14 protein-coding genes and 2 pseudogenes are annotated in these 20,687 nt (G+C 58.4%); 6 read left to right on the top strand and 10 right to left on the bottom strand.

All coding sequences use genetic code 11. The features are described 5' to 3' along the window. Positions 1-139: 139 nt before the first annotated feature. The gene (locus tag GHN92_RS22320; RefSeq protein WP_095019215.1) at positions 140-499 is read right to left on the bottom strand and encodes a histone-like nucleoid-structuring protein, MvaT/MvaU family; all 360 of its coding nucleotides are present in this window, start codon (positions 497-499) and stop codon (positions 140-142) included. Positions 500-742: 243 nt separating this feature from the next. Then, complete coding sequence (locus GHN92_RS22325) at positions 743-2,290, bottom strand: EAL domain-containing protein (protein ID WP_095000265.1); 1,548 nt, start codon at positions 2,288-2,290, stop codon at positions 743-745. Between the two features lie 337 nt (positions 2,291-2,627). Here GHN92_RS22325 and hppD point away from each other — a divergent pair, with 337 nt between their 5' ends. After that, a complete protein-coding gene (hppD, locus tag GHN92_RS22330; RefSeq protein ID WP_095000264.1) occupies positions 2,628-3,704 on the top strand; it encodes a 4-hydroxyphenylpyruvate dioxygenase in 1,077 nt (358 codons plus the stop codon). A 57-nt stretch (positions 3,705-3,761) separates the two neighbouring features. Here hppD and GHN92_RS22335 read toward each other — a convergent pair whose 3' ends face one another. Genes GHN92_RS22335 through GHN92_RS22345 form a run of 3 tightly spaced genes read right to left on the bottom strand, consistent with a single transcriptional unit; the run spans position 3,762 to position 8,708 of the window. After that, on the bottom strand, positions 3,762-4,397 hold the full coding sequence (locus GHN92_RS22335) for a DUF1345 domain-containing protein (protein WP_095000263.1): 636 nt from the start codon (positions 4,395-4,397) through the stop codon (positions 3,762-3,764). A gap of 52 nt (positions 4,398-4,449) precedes the next feature. Beyond that, positions 4,450-7,551 (bottom strand): efflux RND transporter permease subunit, encoded by a 3,102-nt coding sequence (locus tag GHN92_RS22340; RefSeq protein WP_153381146.1) that lies wholly within the window; start codon positions 7,549-7,551, stop codon positions 4,450-4,452. Positions 7,552-7,553: 2 nt separating this feature from the next. Continuing rightward, positions 7,554-8,708 (bottom strand): efflux RND transporter periplasmic adaptor subunit, encoded by a 1,155-nt coding sequence (locus tag GHN92_RS22345; protein ID WP_153381148.1) that lies wholly within the window; start codon positions 8,706-8,708, stop codon positions 7,554-7,556. A 170-nt stretch (positions 8,709-8,878) separates the two neighbouring features. Between GHN92_RS22345 and GHN92_RS22350 the strand changes: the two genes are divergently transcribed. Together GHN92_RS22350 and GHN92_RS22355 are read left to right on the top strand one after the other, a co-directional pair. Then, complete coding sequence (locus GHN92_RS22350; protein WP_095000260.1) at positions 8,879-9,580, top strand: response regulator transcription factor; 702 nt, start codon at positions 8,879-8,881, stop codon at positions 9,578-9,580. Between the two features lie 4 nt (positions 9,581-9,584). Further along, on the top strand, positions 9,585-10,880 hold the full coding sequence (locus GHN92_RS22355) for an ATP-binding protein (protein ID WP_095019187.1): 1,296 nt from the start codon (positions 9,585-9,587) through the stop codon (positions 10,878-10,880). A 16-nt stretch (positions 10,881-10,896) separates the two neighbouring features. Here the strand turns inward: GHN92_RS22355 and rarD (GHN92_RS22360) are convergent, their stop codons facing one another. The 3 genes and pseudogenes from rarD (GHN92_RS22360) to GHN92_RS22370 form a co-directional block, all read right to left on the bottom strand. After that, complete coding sequence (gene rarD / locus GHN92_RS22360; protein ID WP_178102675.1) at positions 10,897-11,778, bottom strand: EamA family transporter RarD; 882 nt, start codon at positions 11,776-11,778, stop codon at positions 10,897-10,899. A 320-nt stretch (positions 11,779-12,098) separates the two neighbouring features. After that, positions 12,099-12,982 (bottom strand): annotated as a pseudogene (gene rarD, locus GHN92_RS22365) (EamA family transporter RarD). 203 nt (positions 12,983-13,185) lie between these two features. Continuing rightward, positions 13,186-14,499, bottom strand: coding sequence for an MFS transporter (locus GHN92_RS22370; RefSeq protein ID WP_153381150.1), 1,314 nt, complete (start codon positions 14,497-14,499; stop codon positions 13,186-13,188). A 158-nt stretch (positions 14,500-14,657) separates the two neighbouring features. On the opposite strand from GHN92_RS22370, the gene GHN92_RS22375 reads away from it, so the two are divergent. From GHN92_RS22375 to pssA, 3 genes are all read left to right on the top strand, one after another. Then, positions 14,658-15,755, top strand: coding sequence for a sugar diacid recognition domain-containing protein (locus GHN92_RS22375; RefSeq protein WP_153381152.1), 1,098 nt, complete (start codon positions 14,658-14,660; stop codon positions 15,753-15,755). 108 nt (positions 15,756-15,863) lie between these two features. Continuing rightward, positions 15,864-17,000: a glycerate kinase gene (locus GHN92_RS22380; RefSeq protein ID WP_153381154.1), complete on the top strand. Its 1,137-nt coding sequence runs from the start codon at positions 15,864-15,866 to the stop codon at positions 16,998-17,000. Positions 17,001-17,163: 163 nt separating this feature from the next. Beyond that, positions 17,164-18,507, top strand: coding sequence for a CDP-diacylglycerol--serine O-phosphatidyltransferase (gene pssA / locus GHN92_RS22385; RefSeq protein ID WP_153381156.1), 1,344 nt, complete (start codon positions 17,164-17,166; stop codon positions 18,505-18,507). Positions 18,508-18,607: 100 nt separating this feature from the next. Here pssA and GHN92_RS22390 read toward each other — a convergent pair whose 3' ends face one another. Then, a complete protein-coding gene (locus GHN92_RS22390; RefSeq protein ID WP_153326043.1) occupies positions 18,608-20,134 on the bottom strand; it encodes a glycosyltransferase family 39 protein in 1,527 nt (508 codons plus the stop codon). Then, positions 20,131-20,687: pseudogene (locus GHN92_RS22395) on the bottom strand (hypothetical protein); the annotation flags it as partial. The pseudogene GHN92_RS22395 and the gene GHN92_RS22390, both read right to left, overlap by 4 nt.

A 20,687-nucleotide genomic window follows, 5' to 3' on the forward strand; every position in this document is an offset into this window, starting at 1 on the left:
GGAAGCCTTGGCTATGCGGCATGATGCTCCGGCTTCAATTCAATAACCGTGTTGCACTCAGCTCCTGCAACCGCCCAGCTTTAAAAGTTGTGCGGATAAAAAAGCCCTGCACAGGCAGGGCTTAGAGTGTGCACGGGCTTTATGCACGAAGCCAGGTATCCACGGTGGCTGCGCCGTATTCTTCTTTCCAGGCTTTCAAACCGCGGTGGTTGCCGCCTTTGGTTTCTATCAGCTCGCCGGTGTGCGGATTCTGATAGACCTTAAGCACCCGCGCCTTGCGCTGCTTGGGCGCAGATGCCCCTTTTGACGCCGCAGGGTTGGGGTCAAGGATGGCGATGATGTCCCGAAGATTTTTACCGTAGGTTTTCATCAAGGCTTGAAGTTTTTCTTCGAACTCGATTTCTTTTTTAAGTCCGGCATCATTTTTCAAGGCTTCCAATTGAGCCAGCTGTTCTTGTAGCGCTTTTTCAGCAGCGCGAAACTCAGCAAGTCTAGACAAAGTCATTACTCCATTCACAGCTTCGGTGGTACGTGACCGAGGCGAATTAATGATGTTTGGTTTGGAATGCACAAGATTTACAGTGCGTGCGTCCAAGGGGGTTGCTCCTGGTCGGCACGCCTGTTGATGCAATCATTTAAAGTTCGTGTCGCGACAAAAAAATTGTAGTTGTTAATTCTTGTGCTGCCAAGTCCCGCGCGGGGCAGTTTGAAAAAAGTTTTTAAACTGCACGGCTGTTTATTATTAAGTGGTCGTTAACTGCGCCTGCAAAGCCCGGATAAAGTCGACCGGTTGCATTGGCCGGGCAAATAAATAGCCCTGCAAAAAATCAACCCCATGGTCGGCCAGGTACTGGCTTTGCTCTTGTGTTTCTACGCCTTCGGCGACAATGCCCAGGTCCAGCTTGGCGCTTAGTTCAATAATGCTCTCCAGAATATGCCCGGACAATGCATCGGCGCCGATCATGGCGACAAAGCTCTGATCGATTTTCAAGTAATCAACGTTGAACTCGCGCAAGTAACTCAAGCTGGAATGGCCGGTGCCAAAGTCATCAATGGCAATCATGACCCCCAGTGCGTGCAACTGGCTAAACAATTGATGGGTTGTGGTGCTCGGTACGATCAACTCGCGCTCGGTAAGTTCCAGTACAAGATTGATATGCCCTGGCGGGAACGCTTCGAGAAAGCGCCGGCAGTCCTCTACCAACTCCAGATTCTGGCAATGATGAGCGGTAATATTGAATGCCAGGTGAAACCCGCGCTCCATGCTATTGGCATGAGGGGCCAGCAAGAGTGCGGTTTGTTCCATCAGCGAGCGCGTCATCGGCACAATCAATCCCGAATGTTCTGCGAACGGGATAAACAGATCGGGACGAACCAGCCCTTCTTTGGGGTGTTGCCAGCGCATCAATACTTCGGCGCCGGCCCATTGTTTGGTGTCGCCCCTTACAACCGGCTGCAAGTAAGGAATAAATTCGGCAGCGTCCAGGGCTCGCTGCAGTTCATGGGTGGGGGAGGTGGCGCGTTTTTTGAGTTGATGAACTGTCGCCGCAGAAATAACCCCGAGGAACATAAATAAAGCCATCAAGCCCGGGTATTGCGAGGCGACATAGCGCCAGACTTCACCCTCATTAAACCCGGCGACTACGCGGTAGGGGTAATCAGTTGAAGGTACTGTTGCTTGAGCAACGGGCAGATGAGGTGACGGTGTGTTGCGCACCAGGCCATAGCGATCAATCCATACATCGCCAACTTCTATCAATAATTGGGTTTTCTGATTGATCAGCCCTAAAACGTTAACCAGATGAAAACCGTACAGGCTGATCAGCACGCCGCGCTTTTCCTGGTTTTGCCGATAAACCAGGACGGGGTCATTGGGTGTCACCAGCGTGCCTGGCATCAGCCACAACACACCACCCGCATAGTTTTCGGGGGTTACGGCTTCTTTGAAATTGCCAAATAAAGAAGTGCAGTAAATCTGGTTGTCCCACACCAGGTTAACCGAGCGCACGAAGGGTCGGCGCGTGACCTGATCGCGCAAGGCCAGTTCAACGTGCTCGCAGTCCTGGCCTGCCAGCGGCAAGACGACATCGGCAGCAAGCTTTGCATTGTCCAGCATCAAGTCAAACTGACGCACTGCCTCTTGGGCGGTTTGTGTGGTCTCCTGTTTGAGTGACCGGTTGGCCTGCCAGACAATGATCAGAACCCCCAGTACTACTGGCAACAAGCCGCTAAGTACAATCAGGGCGTAGCGATCAGTCCATTTTCGGCTCAGCTTCAGAGTGAGTGGCATGCAGGATCCTGGTAACGCGTGGAGATGGCTTGGGTGCAAACTGACAGAACAATAGTAAAGGCATGCGCCGCACACAGGGCAATTTCATATGGCGTAGGACAAATATGATTACGCCATGTAGAATCGGCTTACGCATACAAGAATAACGACTTCTGCGAGCAGAAGCCCTACCGCGTAAGAGATGGATCGAAATGAAGCGATTCGGGTTGCAATTGATCTACGGTGATTTTCTCGCGCGCAGTGTACGCGGGATCTCCTGTGCGCCTCCTGCCAGCATCCGCATTCTTAGCAAATAACCTCTGTTAATTCTAAAAATGACCATGATGAGGCGCCAAAAATGGCTGATCTATACGAAAACCCGATGGGCCTGATGGGCTTTGAATTCATCGAATTCGCGTCCCCTGTACCCAATACCCTTGAGCCTGTATTTGAAATCATGGGCTTCACCAAGGTAGCAACCCATCGCTCCAAGGACGTGCACTTGTATCGCCAGGGCGATATCAATCTGATCCTCAACAATGAGCCCCACAGTGTTGCGTCCTACTTCGCGGCGGAACACGGTCCTTCGGTTTGTGGCATGGCTTTTCGCGTGCGCAATGCGCAACAAGCCTACAACCGCGCGCTGGAACTTGGCGCACAACCAGTGCATATCCCTACAGGGCCAATGGAGCTGAACCTGCCAGCCATTAAAGGCATTGGCGGCGCGCCGCTGTATCTGATTGATCGTTACGGTGAAGGCAGCTCGATTTACGATATCGACTTTGTCTTTATCGAAGGTGTAGACCGCCACCCGGTAGGTGCCGGGCTCAAGATCATCGATCACCTGACCCATAACGTGTATCGCGGGCGTATGGCTTACTGGGCCAACTTCTACGAGAAGCTGTTCAACTTCCGTGAAATTCGTTATTTCGACATCAAGGGCGAATACACCGGCCTGACCTCCAAGGCTATGACCGCTCCGGACGGCATGATCCGCATTCCCTTGAACGAAGAGTCGTCCAAGGGCGCAGGCCAGATCGAAGAATTCCTGATGCAGTTCAATGGCGAAGGCATTCAGCACGTGGCTTTCCTCAGCGATGACTTGATCAAGACCTGGGACGCCCTGAAAAAAATCGGCATGCGCTTTATGACGGCACCGCCTGAGACCTACTACGAAATGCTGGAAGGGCGTCTGCCGAATCACGGCGAGCCGGTTGAAGCCCTGCAATCGCGTGGCATATTGCTGGACGGTTCCTCTGACTCGGATGACAAGCGTCTGCTGCTGCAGATCTTCTCGGAAACCCTGATGGGGCCGGTGTTCTTTGAGTTTATTCAGCGTAAGGGTGATGACGGTTTTGGTGAGGGCAACTTTAAAGCGTTGTTCGAATCCATCGAGCGCGACCAGGTACGTCGTGGCGTATTGAGCGCTGACTAACAGAGCTGCTGACTAAAAGCCCCTCTCCCAAAGGGAGAGGGGCTTTGAACTGCCCGGTTAAAACAATCCCGCCGCAATATTGATCGAAAACCCCAGCACGGCCGTGTTGAACAAAAACCCCAGCAGTGAATGCCCCAGCACCGCCTTGCGCATTTCTCGGGTAGCGATACTCACATCAGCTGTTTGTACCGCAACACTGAGGGTGAAAGAGAAGTACATAAAGTCCCAGTAGTCCGGGTTCAGTTCCCCTTCAGGGAAGCGCAACGCCGGCTCAGTCCCTTCGTTGTTATAGAACAGTCTTGCGTAATGCAGGCTGAAAATCACCCCGATCATCAACCACGAACCCACCACCGTCAGCCCGGTAAAACCGTAATGCATCAGGCGATCGTCATCGCTGAGCTTGCTGCCTGACAGTTCAAGGGTAACGGCAGCCAGACTGGCAATCGAAGCAATGCATACGGTGATCAACACCATACTGGCGTTTTCATCTTCCACTTCGGCTGTACTTTTCACGTCACTGGCTTTGGAACGGATCACCAGCCAGAGCGTCATTGCCAGATACAGCCAGACACCGGCATTCCAGCCCAGCAGGAATTTGCTGGTCAGAGTGGAGGCTGGAGCAAAGATGCCTACTGCCACCCCGATCAGGGTGGCGACAGTAAGGCGAGGATGGGTGCGGGCAAGGTGCGGCATAAACAATCCCTGTTACCAGTTAATACAGCACCTTAGCACGCAGCGCGCTGGCTTAACGCTGACGAGGTTTACTTCTTGTCAGTTTCATTACAACAACGAAGAACACTGGCACAAATACCACTGCCAGGGTGGCGACGATCATGCCGCCAATCACCCCCGTACCGATGGCCTGCTGGCTGGCCGAGCTGGCCCCCGTGGCAATGGCCAGTGGCACTACACCGAGGATAAACGCCAGCGATGTCATGACAATCGGCCGTAGACGAAGGCGGGCGGCTTGCACGGTAGCGTCCACCAGATCATGGCCTTCGTCGTACAGCGTCTTGGCAAACTCGATGATCAAGATGGCGTTCTTCGCGGACAAACCAATAATCGTAATCAGGCCTACTTTGAAGAATACGTCATTGGGCATCCCGCGCAGCGTGACTGCCAGCACGGCGCCCAGGACGCCCAATGGCACTACGAGCAACACCGCAGTCGGTATCGACCAGCTCTCGTACAACGCTGCCAGGCACAGGAACACGATCAGCAGCGACAAGGCCAGCAGAACCGGTGCCTGCGCCCCGGAAACCTGCTCCTGCAAGGACAGGCCGGTCCATTCCAGCCCCAGACCTGCAGGCAACTGGTCGACCAGACGCTGCACTTCTACCATCGCCTCGCCGGTGCTGTGGCCGGCAGCCGACTCGCCGGAGATGCTAATCGCCGGGTAACCGTTGTAGCGGGTCAACTGCGATGGCCCCTGGATCCAGCGGGCCTCGACAAAGGCCGAGAGCGGTACCATCTTGCCCTGGTCGTTGCGCACATTGATTTTCAGCAAGTCTTCGACCTGGCTGCGCTGGTCGCCTTCAGCCTGCACCACGACCCGCTGCATGCGCCCCTGGTTCGGAAAGTCGTTGATATAGGCCGACCCTACGGCGGTAGACAGCACTGCGCCGATGTCTGCAAAGGAGATGCCCAGCGCATTGGCGCGCTTGCGATCGACCTCCAGCTGCACTTGCGGGCTCTCTGCCAGTGCTTCTTCGCGGACATTGGCCAGCACCGGGCTTTTTTCCGCCAGTGCCAGCAGTTCGCTGCGGGCTTGCATCAAGGCGTCATAACCGACCCCGCCGCGGTCTTGCAGGCGGAACTCAAAACCACTGGACGTACCCAGGCCGCTGACCGGGGGTGGCAAGATGGCAAAGGCAATCGCGTCCTTGATTTCACTGAAGGCAGCGTTGGCCCGATCGGCGATGGCAGACGCCGAGTCTTTGGCGCCGCGTTGCGACCAGTCCTTCAGGGTGGTGAAGGCCAGTGCCGCGTTTTGCCCGCTGCCCGAGAAGCTGAAACCCAGAATCATCGTGGTGTTGCCCACGCCGGTCTCGCTGGCGTTGTGGGCCTCGATCTGCTCGACCACGTTGATTGTGCGGTTCTGGCTGGCACCGGGTGGCAACTGGATATCGGTGATGATGTAACCCTGATCCTCGACCGGTAAAAAAGACGAGGGCAGGCGCGCAAAGCACAACACCAGAACCACCAGCAAAGCACCATATAGCAGCAGATAGCGGCCGCTGCGCTTGATCAGATGCACCACCCAGTTTTCATAACCTGCGCTCAGGTGCTCGAACTTGCGGTTGAACCAGCCAAAAAACCCGCCCTTGGCGTGATGCTCGCCCTTGGCGATCGGCTTGAGCAGGGTTGCGCACAGCGCCGGGGTCAATGACAGGGCCAGAAATGCCGAGAACAGAATCGAGGTCGCCATCGACAGCGAGAACTGCTGGTAAATAACCCCCACCGAGCCCGGCATGAATGCCATCGGAATAAACACGGCCACCAGCACCAGGGTGATGCCGACAATCGCGCCGCTGATCTGGGTCATCGCCTTGCGTGTGGCCTCGCGGGGCGACAACCCCTCGCTGACCATGATCCGCTCGACGTTCTCCACCACCACAATGGCATCGTCCACCAGAATGCCGATGGCCAGCACCATGCCGAACATGGTCAGGACGTTGATCGAGAATCCCAGTACCAGCATCGTGGCGAACGTGCCCATCAGCGCCACCGGCACCACCAGGGTCGGGATCAGGGTGTAGCGAATGTTCTGCAAGAACAGGTACATCACCAGAAACACCAGCACCATGGCTTCGACCAGGGTGTAGATGACCTTGGTAATCGAGACTTTGACAAAGGGCGTGGTGTCATAGGGGATGGTGTACTCGACACCGGCCGGGAAGTAGCGGCTGAGCTCGTCCATCTTGGCGCGAATCAGGTTGCCGGTATTCAGCGCGTTGGCTTCCGGGGCCAGCTTGACGCTGAAGGCGCTGGCCGACTTGCCGTTCAAGCGGGTGCCGTACTGGTATTCCTGGCTACCGATCTCAACCCGGGCCACATCGCTGATGCGCACGGTTGAACCGTCCGGGTTGGCGCGCAGGACAATATCGGCAAACTCTTGCGGGGTTGAGAGCTGACCCTTGACCAGTACCGTGGCGGTTATTTCCTGGGTAGAACGACCCGGCAAGTCGCCGATGCTGCCTGCCGATACCTGGGCGTTCTGGCTGGCAATGGCCTGGTTGACATCCGCTGGGGTCAGGTTGAAACCGATCAGCTTCTGCGGGTCGATCCAGATGCGCATGGCCCGCTCGGCACCATACAGCTGGGCCTTGCCGACGCCGTCGATACGCTTGACCTCGTTCATCACGTTGCGCGCCAGGTAGTCGCTTAGCGCGACCTCGTCCAGCGTGCTGGTGCTGTCGGCGGTCAGGGTCACCAGCATCAGAAAGCCCGAGGAGATCTTCTCCACCTGCAAGCCTTGCTGGATAACCGCCTGGGGCAGGCGTGATTCCACCGCTTTAAGGCGGTTCTGGACATCCACCTGGGCCATTTCCGGGTCAGTGCCGGGTTTGAACGTCGCGGTAATGCTGGCACTGCCCAGGCTGCTTTGGGATTCGAAATAGAGCAGGCCGTCGGTACCGTTGAGCTCCTGCTCGATCAGACTGACTACGCTTTCGTCCAGGGTTTGTGCCGAGGCGCCGGGGTAAATCGCGTACACCTCGACCTGCGGCGGTGCCACATCGGGGTATTTGGCGACGGGCAGCTGCGGGATGGCCAAAGCCCCCGCCAGCATAATGAACAACGCAACGACCCAGGCAAAGACCGGGCGGTCGATAAAGAACTGCGGCATGCTCACCGATCCGTGGAGTGTGCGAGAGGAAGTGTCGGGTCATCTATTTGTACTTGTTCGCCCGGGCGGGCGTGTTGCAGGCCTTCAGTGACAATCCGGTCACCGGCCTTAAGCCCGGACGTGACCGCCCAGCGATCATTCTGCGCGCCGCCCAGTTGTACCGGTTGCAGCTGCACGCGGTTGTCGGCATCGATCAGCAGCACCTGGGCGATGCCGGCGCTGTCGCGCAGGATTGCCCGTTGCGGCACGCTGATGCCTTCCTTGTTGACGGCCTGTTCCAGGCGTACCCGCACAAAGCTGCCGGGCAACAGGTCGTAGTCCGGGTTGGGGAACTCGCTGCGCAGAATGATCTGCCCGGTGCTCGGGTCCACGGTGACGTCGGTGAACAGCAGCTTGCCCGGCAACGGGTAGAGACTGCCATTGTCACGAATCAGGGTGGCCCTGGCCTGTTGCTTGCCAACTTGTTGCAATTCGCCAGCGCGGAAAGCTTCACGCAGGTTGTCCAGGTCGCGGGTGGACTGGGTGAGGTCGACATGGATCGGGTTCAGTTGCTGGATGCGCGCCATTGGCGTGACCTCGCCCTGGCCAACCAGTGCACCTTCGGTAACCAGCGCCCGGCCAATGCGCCCGGAAATCGGCGCGGTCACGGTGGCATAGCCCAGGTTCAGTTTTGCCCGCTGGACGGCGGCCTTGTTGGCAGCCACATCGGCGTTGGCCTGCTGGGCCGCTGCCCGTGCGTTGTCATGATCCTGGCGGCTGATGGCATTGATGCCGATCAGCTCGGCATAACGTTGGTCCTGCAGTTTTGCCTGCAGGGCCACTGCCTCGGATTTGCGCAATGCTGCCTGAGCGCTGTCCAGATCGGCCTGAAACGGTGTAGGGTCGATCAAAAACAGCACGTCGCCCTGTTTGACTTCACTGCCTTCGATGTACACGCGCTTGAGCACCACGCCTGCAACACGGGCACTGACTTGCGCCACGCGCGGGGCGACCACGCGCCCGCTCAATTCGTTATTGACCGACAGCGGCGCCGTAGCGATGACTTCGCTGCGCACTTTGGCCAAAGGAGGTCGGGTTTCAGCGACCGGACTTTTGTCACAGGCACTGATGGCCAGGGCCAGGGCCGTGAGAAATAGAGGGGCGAAGAGCTTTTTCAACGATCGTGCCTTCTGAAATATGCGGGATGTTTCTGTTTGGCATGCTAAGCGCAGCACGCAAGGGGCGTTGTGAAGCTATGTAGAGGGAGTGTGAAAAAGTGTGAAGGTTATGCGGCTATCCCTGCCAGGTTGTATATCCTTCGGGTTTCCCCCGGTTGTAAGCAGTTATTATGCCCACTATTTTGCTGGTCGAAGACGATGCCGCACTTTCGGAGCTGATTGCCAGCTATCTGGAGCGCAATGGCTATCAAGTCAGCGTGATTGCCCGAGGTGATCAAGTCTGTGACAGGGCGAGAAGCAACCCGCCTGACCTGGTCATTCTTGACCTGATGTTGCCAGGCCTTGATGGCCTGCAAGTCTGCCGTTTGCTCCGTACCGAGTCAGCAAGCCTGCCGATCCTGATGTTGACAGCCCGCGACGATAGCCATGATCAGGTGCTGGGGCTAGAGATGGGGGCCGACGATTATGTGACAAAACCTTGCGAGCCACGGGTGTTGTTGGCCCGGGTACGCACTCTTTTGCGTCGCAGCAGCCTGGCCGAGCCGCAAGTAGCCAGTGACCGTATCGTTATCGGCAACCTGTGCATCGACCTGTCGGAACGCACCGTCAGTTGGCGCGGGCAGATGATCGAGTTGTCCAGCGGCGAGTACAACCTGCTGGTGGTGCTGGCCCGGCATGCCGGCGAAGTGCTGAGCCGTGACCAGATTCTGCAGCGTCTGCGTGGCATTGAGTTCAACGGTACTGATCGCTCGGTCGATGTGGCCATTTCCAAGCTGCGGCGCAAGTTCGATGACTGCGCCGGCGAAGCGCGCAAGATCAAGACCGTATGGGGCAAGGGCTACCTGTTCAGTCGCTCGGAATGGGAATGCTGAATCCATGCTCAAGATTCTGATACGCCTGTATCTGGTGACCATCGTGACGTTTGCCACGGCCAGTTACCTGATCCCCGGGGTGATCGTGTCGCTGTTTCATGAGCGCTTCATGAACTACAACATCGACATGTCGCGGGGCATGCAGGCCTTGCTGGTCAAACAGTTCCATCATCTGCCCCCTGAGCAATGGCCTGAACTCGCCCGAGAAATCGACACGCAGTTCCAGCCGATACGGGTCAATCTGCTGCCCATTAGCGATGCCAAGTTCACTGCCGACGAGCAACAGCAGTTGAAGCAGGGGCAGGGCGTCTTGCGCATTGGCGAGTGGGGCTGGCGTACGCTGGTGGTTTCACCGCTGGACGATCAGGTTGCAATCGAATGGGTCATGCCGCCAGACCCCTTTGACATGAATGTGCTGTATTGGAGCATCAACGTACTGATCGGTGCCGCCATGCTCGGTGGCTTGCTGCTTTGGCTGCGACCGCACTGGCGCGACCTGGAGCGACTCAAACTGACCGCGGCACGTATCGGTCAGGGGCAACTCAGCGAGCGTACGCAGATCTCCCAACGTTCCAATATTCACGGCCTGGCCACGGTGTTCGACGCCATGGCGCAGGATGTCGAGCACCTGCTCAACCAGCAGCGGGACCTGCTCAATGCGGTATCCCACGAGTTGCGTACGCCATTGACGCGCCTGGACTTCGGCCTGGCCCTGGTTTTGTGCGACGACTTGCCCCGGGCTAGCCGTGAGCGCCTGCAAGTGCTGGTGGGGCATATTCGCGAACTGGATGGGCTGGTGCTTGAGCTGCTGTCATTCAGCCGCCTGCAAAACCCGGCTTTGATGCCGGAAAGGGTAGAGGTCTCGCTGGACGAGTTTATCGACAGCATCCTCGGCAGTTTCGATGAGGAGCTCGAAGCGCCCGAAATCGTGCTGGATGTGTTGTTACACGGTGCTCAAGAGCGTTTTGCCCTTGATCCGCACCTGACTGCCCGGGCGCTGCAAAACCTGTTGCGCAATGCCATGCGTTATTGCGACCGACGAATTCAGGTGGGTGTAAGCGTCACTGCGCAAGGCTGTGAGATGTGGGTAGATGACGATGGCATCGGCATTCCCGAACAGGAACGCGAGCGAATTTTTGAGCCGTTCTACCGCCTGGATCGCAGTCGCGACCGGGCAACCGGGGGCTTCGGCCTGGGCCTGGCGATCAGTCGTCGCGCCCTGCAAGCGCAGGGCGGGACGCTGAATGTCGAACAATCGCCTCTGGGCGGCGCCCGCTTCAAGCTCTGGTTGCCGGCCTGAAGAAGGAGACTGCGACCTAGATGGAACGTCGCTGGCGACTCACATGCTTCAAGCCTTCAATAATCAGCACGACCACCGCGAGCCAGATAGGGCCATAGGTCAGCCATTGGTCCTCTTCCAGGCTGTCGCCCAGCAACAGGGCGACAGCGACCAGCAGCACCGGCTCGACATAGCTGAGCAAGCCAAACAAGCTGAAGGGCAGCAGTCGGCTGGCCAGGATGTACGAGAAGCCTGCCGCAGCACTGATAATGCCCATCAGCGGCACCAGCGCATACAGTGCCTGGCGTTGCTCGCCAAGGTCGATATGCGGCCCTGCCAGCACAAACCACAGGGACGCCGGAACCATCAGCAACATGTCCAGCCAGAGGCCACCCAGGTTGTCGATGCCGATCTTCTTGCGCAGCACGAAGTACATCGGGTAGCCGATGGCCACCACCAGGGTCGTCCAGGAGAAGCCGCCGGTGCGATACAGCTCATTGGCCACACCGACCACGGCCAGGGCCGTGGCGATTTTCTGCAGGTGCGACAGGTGCTCGCCGTACACAATGCGGCCGGTGAGGATCATTGTCAGGGGCAACAGGAAGTAACCCAGCGACACATCCAGACCGTGTCCATTGAGCGGCCCCCACATAAACATCCACAGCTGTAGACCGACCAGGAAACTGGTAAGCAGCACGCAAGGAATCAGTAGAGGTTTATCGCGTAAGCGTTTGAAAATTATAGGAACCCATTTCCAGTCGCCAGAGAGGCAGATAAACAGGGTCATGAAGGGCAGCGAGATCAGTATTCGCCAGCCGAAGATTTCCTGGCCATCGAGGGGCCAGAGAAGGGAAGTGAACCAGTACAGAACGCCAAACAGACAGGAAGCCAAAATCGATAGAACAATGCCTTTAGACACAACAACCTCAATGGATCTACAACGTTACTCGTGTGAGTGGGCGCATAGCTTGAGGCTGTTGGCGGTCATTGGCAAACGCCTTTTAAACCAGTTACTTGGGAGTAATTCTTGTTGGTGATGTTTAACTTTGAAAATCGCAAGCAATTACTGGGCCAAAGTCGTTTAAAACGTGCGTTCGTGTTTTGAAAAAAACTGATTAACGGTGGGCTGTTACGGTGCAAAAGGGCAGATTGTGGGAGCGAGCCTGCTCGCGAAGCAGGCAACGCGAGCATTGCAGGAAATCGCAGTGATGCCTTCGCGAGCAGGCTCGCTCCCACTGTTTACACAGAACGGCGCTGGCGTACCAGATGCTTGAAGCCTTCAAAAATCAACACCAGCACGGCCAGCCAGATCGGCAGGTAGGTCAGCCATTGCCCGGCGCTGATGCTTTCACCCAGCAGTAACGCCACCAGCACCAGCAATACCGGTTCGACATAACTGAGCAGGCCAAACAGGCTGAATGCGAGCATGCGGCTGGCGAGGATATAGCTGATCAGGGCCAGGGCACTGATGCCTCCCAGAACCGGAATCAGCGCGTACAGTGCCGGGCGATGGCTGGCCACATCAAAGCCTTGTTCGCCGCTTTGCACAAACCACCAGGCCACCGGCATCAACAGCAACATGTCGACCCACAGGCCGCCGAGGTTGTCGGTGCCTGAGCGCTTGCGCAGCACGAAGTACAAGGGGTACCCGATGGCCACCACCAATGTGGTCCAGGAGAACCCACCCACTCGATACACCTCGTTGGCAACCCCCAGGGTTGCCAGCGCAGCCGCGATTTTTTGCAGATGGGACAACTGCTCGCCATACACCAGGCGCCCGGTGAGCAGCATGGTCAGCGGCAACAGGAAGTAACCCAGCGAAACGTCCAGGCTGTGGCCGTTGAGCGGTGCCCACAGAAACAGCCAGAGTTGCACGCCCACCAGGGCACTGGACGCCAACAGCACGGCAAGGAATTTCGGTTGTTGGCGCAGCCGCGAGAAAATCACCGGCACTAACCGCCAATCGCCGGAAAAACACATGAACAGGGTCATGCAGGGCAGGGTCAGGAGCATCCGCCAGCCGAAGATCTCGGCGCCGCTCAAGGGCCAGAGCAGGGATGTGAAGTAATACATGACACCGAACAGGCTCGATGCCAGAACAGACAGAAAATACCTTTGGACACAACAGCCTCGTTGAAACACGCATTTTGATTATTAGAAGTGCGTAGCTTGAGGCTCTGCGCGCTGCAGGGCAAATGCTTGATTGATTGTGGGCGCCAGATAATCAGTGGGAGCTGGTTTGCCTGCGATGCAGACGCCGCGGTCTGTCTGTCAGACCGCGGCGTCTGCATCGCAGGCAAACCCGGCTCCCACAGGTTGTGCTTGATTATGCGTTTTTGATTCCACGGGTCATGCGCAGGGCCAGCAGGCTGCCACCCACAATGACCGCTGCCAGCAAGTACAGCGCCACGTCAGTGGAACCGGTGGCGTCTTTGACAAAACCCACCAGATACGGGCTGAGGAAACCGGCCATTTGCCCCATTGAGTTGATCAGTGCCAGGCCGCCTGCGGCCGCCCCTGCGCTGAGCATCGCCGTCGGTACCGGCCAGAACATCGGCAAACCGGTCAGTGCGCCCATGGTGGCAATGGTCAGGCCCAGAATCGCTATGGCCGGCTGGGTGGCGAAATTCACCGCAATCACCAGCCCCAGTGCACCCATCAGCATCGGCACCACCAGGTGCCAGCGGCGTTCCTTGTGCAAGTCGGCAGAACGCCCGACCAGCAGCATAAATACCGCTGCCAGCAGGTAGGGAATGACGCTGATCCAGCCAATCACCAGGGTGTCGCTGAAACCCAGGTTCTTGATGATCGACGGCAGCCAGAAGTTGATCGCGTACACGCCACTCTGGATGCAGAAGTAAATCAGGCCAAAGGCCCAGATGGCCGGGTTTTTGAACACTGCCAGCAGCGAATCGGTGGAAGAGGCCGGCTTGCTGTCCGCGTCCAGGCGATGGTCGGCTTCCAGTACCGCCCGCTCGTGGGCACCCAGCCATTTGGCGTTGGCAAAACTGTCACTGAGCAGGTAGATCGCCAGGCCGCCCAGCAACACCGTAGGCACGCCTTGCAGCAGGAACATCCACTGCCAGCCGGCAAGGCCGCCCTGGCCTGCAGCGAAGTGGCTGAGGATCCAGCCGGAAAACGGCCCACCGATCAAGCCCGAAACAGGAATGGCACACATGAACAGCGCCATGATCCGGCCACGACGAAACGTCGGGAACCACTGCGACAGATACAGCACCACGCCCGGGAAAAAGCCCGCTTCAGCCGCGCCGGTCAGCAGGCGCAGGGTATAGAAGCCAGTAGGCGTGGTGACAAACATCAGGCAGGTCGACAGTGTGCCCCAACTGATCATCATCACCGCAATCCAGCGCCTGGGGCCGAATCGGGTCAGGGCCAGATTGCTCGGTACGCCACACAAGACGTAGCCGATAAAGAAGATCCCGGCACCCAGGCCGTAGACCGTTTCGCTAAACTTGAGGGCGTCAAGCATCTGTAATTTGGCAAAGCCAACGTTTACCCGGTCGAGGTAATTGAACAGATAGCAGATAAAAATAAACGGAATCAAGCGCAGGGTGATGCGTTTGTAGATGGCGTTTTTATCGTCATCGCTGATCAGCGATGCGGTGGCGCTCTGTGACATCTTATGTCTCTCTTTATTATGTTTTTTCACGATCCAGGGGTAACGTTGACCGCAGCTTGAGTCTCGGTCACCACAACGCTGCTGTCTTTGTGCTGTCGCACAGCATTTCGCCAAGCGCTCTGTGCCCGTGAACAAATGTACCCAAGGATAGTCACCCCATGTTTGAACTGGACCACGATTTGGCGCAGGACATCGTTGACCGTGCGATGGCCATTTTGCCTTACAACGTAAACGTTATGGACAGCCAGGGCCTGATCCTGGGCAGTGGCGAGCCCGAGCGTATCAATACCCGGCACGAAGGGGCGCAATTGGTGCTGGCCAATGGACGGGTGGTGGAAATCGACGCACAAACGGCCAAATGCCTTAAGGGCGTGCAGCCGGGTATCAACTTGCCACTGCTGCTCGACCAGCGACTGATCGGGGTGCTGGGCCTGACTGGCGAGCCCGAGCTGCTGCGCACCTATGCCGAACTGGTGCGCATGACCGCCGAAATGCTGGTGGGCCAGCGCTTTCAGCAGGCCGAGCAACAATGGCGACGCCAGCGTTGTGATGACTTGGTGGCTTTGCTGCTCAGCGAGGGCGGTGACTCCCCGCGCCTGATTGATGAGGCCCAGCAGCTGGGGCTCAAGCCGCAGCTGTCTCGCATCCCCTATCTGTTCGAGCTGGGCAAGGGACAAAGTGCCGAGGCTTTGAGTGCCTGGTTGCAATCACGCTACCCGGACAGCTGGTGTGTGTGCCCGGCAACCGGGTCCCTGCTGTGGTGCCGCCCTGCAACCGCTGCACTGGATGATCTGCGTTTGCTGAAGAGGCTCGACGGCCAGGGCTGGCAGGTATTGCGCATTGCTGCGGGCGGGCAGGCCGATGCGCTCAAGGGGTTGCGCCGCTGTTACCGCCGGGTGGGGGATTTGCTGGCCTATGGCCGTGATGTGCTGCCGCACACCCGGTTGTTAACCCTTGATCGCTATCGCTTGCCGGTAATGCTGTGGCGCCATCGCAATGATGATGCATTGGAAGAACTGCTCGGCCCGCTGCACAAAGTAGTGGCCAAGGACGCCAATGGCCAATTGATTACCACACTGCGCAGTTGGTGCGAGCACGACGGCCAGAGCCAGGCCTGCGCCGATGCGCTGGGGATTCATCGCAACAGCCTGCGTTATCGGATGGAGCGCATCGCGGAATTGAGCGGCGTCGACCCCTTGAGCCTCAATGGCATGCTGGCCCTTTATCTGGGGGTGCAGTTACTGCCCCAGAGCTGAGCATTGTCCAAATGAACAACAAAGCCCGTGATTGCTTGTGCGCCCGACTGGCGTGTTTATGCCCGGTTACTGGCAGCATGGATGGCATAAGAACTGGAGATGCGCCCCATGAAAATCGTGATTGCCCCCGACTCGTTCAAAGACAGTCTGAGTGCCGAAAAAGTCGCCGATGCGATCGCTGCCGGTCTGGCTGATGCCATGCCCCACGCGCAGTTGGTCAAATGCCCGATGGCCGATGGTGGTGAAGGCACGGTCGAAGCGATTGTCGCCGCCGGTAATGGCCAGTTGCGCCGCAATCATGTGCAAGGCCCTCTGGGCGCGCCGGTCGAGGCCCATTGGGGCTGGTTGCGGGACAGCCACACAGCCATCATCGAAATGGCCGAAGCCAGCGGCTTGCAACTGCTCAAGCCGGAGCAGCGCAATGCCTGCATCACCAGCACCTTCGGTACTGGCGAACTGATCAAGGCTGCCCTGGACGCCGGTGCCCGCAGGGTGATCCTGGCTATCGGCGGCAGTGCAACCAACGACGCCGGGGCAGGCGCGTTGCAGGCCCTGGGTCTGGGCTTGTTCGATGCCCAGGGCAATCACCTGCCGCGTGGCGGCCTGGCGCTGGCCCATGTGGCGCGTATCGAACTGTCAGGCCTGGACCCGCGCCTGGCCGAAGTACGCTTTGAAATTGCCGCCGACGTCAACAACCCGCTGTGTGGCGAGCACGGTGCTTCGGCAATCTTCGGCCCGCAAAAAGGCGCATCCGCCGAACAGGTGCGCTTGCTGGATCAGGCGCTGGGGCACTTTGCCGATCACTGTGCAAACGTGCTGCCCAAGGATGTGCGACACGAGCCGGGCTCGGGCGCTGCCGGCGGGCTGGGGTTTGCTGCCAAGGCGTTCTTCGGCGCGCAGTTTCGCGCCGGGGTTGAAGTAGTGGCCGAGCTTGTAGGGTTGGCAGAAGCGGTGAAGGGCGCAGACCTGGTGATCACCGGTGAAGGCCGTTTCGATGCCCAGACCCTGCGCGGCAAAACCCCCTTTGGCGTGGCGAGCATCGCCCGCGCTGAAGGGGTCCCGGTGGTGGTATTGGCCGGCACGTTGGGCGAGGGGTATCAGGCGCTGTATGAGCACGGCATCAACGCGGCATTTGCAATTGCCAGCGGCCCGATGACCCTGCAGGACGCCTGCGCCCGGGCAGCACCATTGCTCACCGACCGGGCGCGGGATATTGCGCGGTTGCTGATCCTGGCCCGGGGTTAAATCCCCCCCTGTGGGAGCGGGCTTGCTCGCGAAAGCATCGCTGTGGTTTGCCAGATCGACCGCGTCGTTTGCATCGCAGGCAAGCCAGCTCCCGCATTGAGGCTACACATCACAGAATCGTGTAAGCTTTGCGGCTCTTCGCATTCGACCCTTAGCGAGCCCTATGCCGTCGCTCTTCAAACGCTCCTTGCTGCCTAAACTGCGCAGCTTTCCGTTGTCCGCCGATGCGCTGAGCATCTTGCCCAGCCCTGCGGATTTTCGCCGCTGCCTGCTGGAGCAGATTGCAGGTGCACGCCATCGCATCACGCTGGTGGCCTTGTACCTGCAACAGGACGAAGCCGGGCAGGAGATCCTCGATGCCCTGCACGCCGCCAAGGCCGCGCGCCCCGAGCTGGAAATTGCCGTGGTGGTTGACTGGCTGCGCGCCCAGCGCGGGTTGATCGGTGCAGGCAAACAGCCCGGCAACGCGGCCTGGTATCAGGCACAAACCGCAGCCCACGACACCCAAGTGCCGATTTATGGCGTGCCGGTGCAGACCCGCGAACTGTTCGGGGTGCTGCATCTCAAGGGCTTTATCGTGGATGACTGCGTGATCTATAGCGGTGCAAGCCTGAACAACGTGTACCTGCACAAGCTCGACAAGTATCGATTCGACCGTTACCACCTGCTGCACAACAAGCCGCTGGCTGACAGCATGCAGCACTTTGTCCAGCATGATCTGATCGAGAGCAAGGCCGTGCATCGCCTCGACCTGCCCACATTGCCTACCACTCGCAGCCTGCGCAGCGCTATCGGGGACTTTCGCAGCCACCTGAAAAAAGCCAGCTACGATACCAGCGCCGGGACTGTCGGCCACTTTGGCCTGTCGGTCAGCCCGCTACTGGGGGTGGGTAAAAACAATCAGCTGAGCCGGGTTATTTGTGAACTGATCGCCAGCAGCCAGCAACAGCTGACCATCTGCACCCCGTACTTCAACCTGCCATTGCCGGTGACTCGTGAAATCAACCGGGCTCTGGAACGTGGAGTGCGGATTGATATCGTGGTGGGCGACAAGACCGCCAACGACTTCTATATCCCGCCGAGCGAACCGTTTCGGGTTATCGCAGCGCTGCCGTATCTGTATGAGCTGAGCCTGCGCCGCTTCGCCAAGAGCCATCAGCGCATGATCGACAACGGTCTGTTGAACCTGCATCTGTGGCGCGAAGGTGGCAACACCTACCACCTTAAAGGCATGTGGGTGGATGACCGCTACACCTTGCTGACCGGCAATAACCTCAATCCACGGGCATTCCGCCTGGATCTGGAAAACGGCCTGTTGATCGACGACCCACGCCGTGAGTTGCTGGAGCCGCGCAGCAAGGAGCTGGAGGCTATCTTTGCCCATACGCAACGTATCGACAACTTCAAGGACCTGGAAACCCTGGCTGATTATCCGCCAGCGGTGGCCAAGTTCCTGCGTCGCGTAAGCCGGGTACGGATCGAACGCCTGCTCTACCGAATTCTCTGAGTACCGGTGGGAGCGAGCTTGCTCGCGATTGCATCGACGCGCCGTGACAGGTACACCGCGTCGCTTCTATCGCGAGCAAGCCCGCTCCCACAGGGTATGGTCAGGGTAATTGCGGGATATACACCACGCTGCCACCTTCGCGTTTGTGCAACAACCGGTCGCCATTGTCCGGCTGGCTGGTGAGGGTCTGGTGATCCATGCTCAAGTAGCCAAGGGGCAGGGGATCGCCACTGCGGTACTGGGCAAAAATCAGCGTACGTTGCGGGTTGAAATGCTGGCCGCTGGTTTTGTCCAGCCAGGCCATTAACCCGGCACTGTCGCCATCGCGAGGGTAATCCTGGCTCTGGTCGATATAGAAGAACGGCTCGCCTTCATTCTGCACATACATGGGCAGTTTGTTGTCGACATCAATCATCACCATGCGCCACTGATCCCAGGGCGCCTGCTGGCTGGCCCGCGCTTTCACATCCTGGCCAAACTGGATAACCCCGCCGCCGCCGTTGGACCACGGATAGAACACCCCCAGCACCAACAGCAGTAACGTCGCACTCATGCCGAAACCGATGTTCCAGCGGCGCGGGTTGGTTTTGCCTTGCGCCATGCGCTGGGTCACCCACCAGGCCGCCAGCAGCTGGGCCAACGGCACCAGCGGCAACACGTAATAACTGCGCCGGCTGCCGCTGGCGGTGAAAAATACAAACAGCAAACCCAGCCCCCACACCAGCCACCGCGTATTGGGCTCGATATGCCGCCATTGACGTACGGCCACCCACAGCCCGATCATCCAGAATGGTGCCCAGGGCAGGGTGTAGGCCGGCAAGTAGATCAGGTAGGTGTAGATCGGCCCCATATGGTCAAAGGGGTTGAAGAACCGCACCACGTTTTCACGTAGCACCAGTTCCAGCCCGCTTTCGCCATAGGTGGGCGCGCCATACAGGTGGGACAGCACGAAGGGCAGCATATATACGGCCCCGGCAACCACCAGGGCGAGGAGCAAACGCAGGTTCAGATGACGCTTCCAGCGTTGTTCACTTAGCAGATGAGGCAACAGCACCAGCCCTGGCAGGATAAAACCGATCAGCCCCTTGAGCAGCGAGGTCAGGGACAGCAACAGGAAAAACACACAGTACCGGCTCAGACGGGTGTCATCGGGGCCGCGCCAGTACCACCAGACTGCCGCCAGCAAGCCGAACACCGTAAGGATGTCCGCCGTGGCCACCCGCGCCCAGAATACAAAGTAGAAGGTCGTGGCCAGCATCCAGCCAGCGATCAGCCCGGTGCCCTTGCGAAACAACTGCTCGCCGAGCAGGTACACCAGCCACACGCTTAGCCAGGCGGCAATAACGGATGACAGGCGCAAGGACCAGTTGCCCAGGCCACCCATCAAGCTTGCGGTTGCCGTGATCAGCCAGTACGAGGGCAGGGGCTTGTCGTAGTAGGGCGAGCCTTTCAGATAAGGATCCAGGTAATCACCGCTCTGCAGCATCTGCAGGGCGATATTGGCCCAGCGGGTTTCCGGGCCCCAGAGCTCCCGTGAACCCAGGCCCAGCAACAAGAGCAGGGCAGATACGGCCAACAACACCAGCAAGCCTTTTTGCTCGCTGTTCCAGCGTTTGATCAGAGTCATTCAGGCTGAACCTTGGGAAAGATGAAAATCGCGAGATCACCGCGTTCGTAGCGCTTGCCACCCAGCGGCAGCAGCTCGACTTCGTGGGTTTCCAGTGCCGAATGAGCGCGCATGACCACGCCGACCGAGCCGCGTAAACGTGCCTCCTTCATCCAGCGATCGATGCTATCCATATCAACCTGACGCCCGGCTGAATCGGCATAACCCAAACCATATTTAAGCTCTCCGGTGCTGTTATAGAGCGTGATATCAGGCCGACCCAGGCGCCAGGACAGGGCCGATGCCGCGCCCAGGTCATTGCTGAGCAGCGTGCGGGCCTGACTCAGTTCCTGTACATGCTCGGCAATAAACTGATCGGGCATTTTGCTGTTGATGATCACTCCCGGCATCGCAGCGGGCAACAGCGCCACCAGCACACCCATGCCCATCGCAGGTGCTGCCCACAGCAGCAGCGGGCGTAGGGCTTGCAGGGCGTTGCTAGGCTCTGTACGTAAACCCAAGAAATACGATTTTCTGTAAAATACACCGCCATTAAAGCCAGGAGGCCAAGATG

The organism is Pseudomonas sp. FSL R10-2964 (assembly GCF_009600035.1).
Lineage (GTDB): Bacteria > Pseudomonadota > Gammaproteobacteria > Pseudomonadales > Pseudomonadaceae > Aquipseudomonas > Aquipseudomonas bubulae.

Bases quoted from the DNA above. Each gene is read 5' to 3' on its own strand.
- GHN92_RS22325 (WP_095000265.1), bottom strand. From the start codon at position 2,290: ATGCCACTCACTCTGAAGCTGAGCCGAAAATGGACTGATCGCTACGCC.
- hppD (WP_095000264.1), top strand. From the start codon at position 2,628: ATGGCTGATCTATACGAAAACCCGATGGGCCTGATGGGCTTTGAATTC.
- GHN92_RS22335 (WP_095000263.1), bottom strand. From the start codon at position 4,397: ATGCCGCACCTTGCCCGCACCCATCCTCGCCTTACTGTCGCCACCCTG.
- GHN92_RS22340 (WP_153381146.1), bottom strand. From the start codon at position 7,551: ATGCCGCAGTTCTTTATCGACCGCCCGGTCTTTGCCTGGGTCGTTGCG.
- GHN92_RS22350 (WP_095000260.1), top strand. From the start codon at position 8,879: ATGCCCACTATTTTGCTGGTCGAAGACGATGCCGCACTTTCGGAGCTG.
- GHN92_RS22355 (WP_095019187.1), top strand. From the start codon at position 9,585: ATGCTCAAGATTCTGATACGCCTGTATCTGGTGACCATCGTGACGTTT.
- GHN92_RS22370 (WP_153381150.1), bottom strand. From the start codon at position 14,499: ATGTCACAGAGCGCCACCGCATCGCTGATCAGCGATGACGATAAAAAC.
- GHN92_RS22375 (WP_153381152.1), top strand. From the start codon at position 14,658: ATGTTTGAACTGGACCACGATTTGGCGCAGGACATCGTTGACCGTGCG.
- GHN92_RS22380 (WP_153381154.1), top strand. From the start codon at position 15,864: ATGAAAATCGTGATTGCCCCCGACTCGTTCAAAGACAGTCTGAGTGCC.
- pssA (WP_153381156.1), top strand. From the start codon at position 17,164: ATGCCGTCGCTCTTCAAACGCTCCTTGCTGCCTAAACTGCGCAGCTTT.
- GHN92_RS22390 (WP_153326043.1), bottom strand. From the start codon at position 20,134: ATGACTCTGATCAAACGCTGGAACAGCGAGCAAAAAGGCTTGCTGGTG.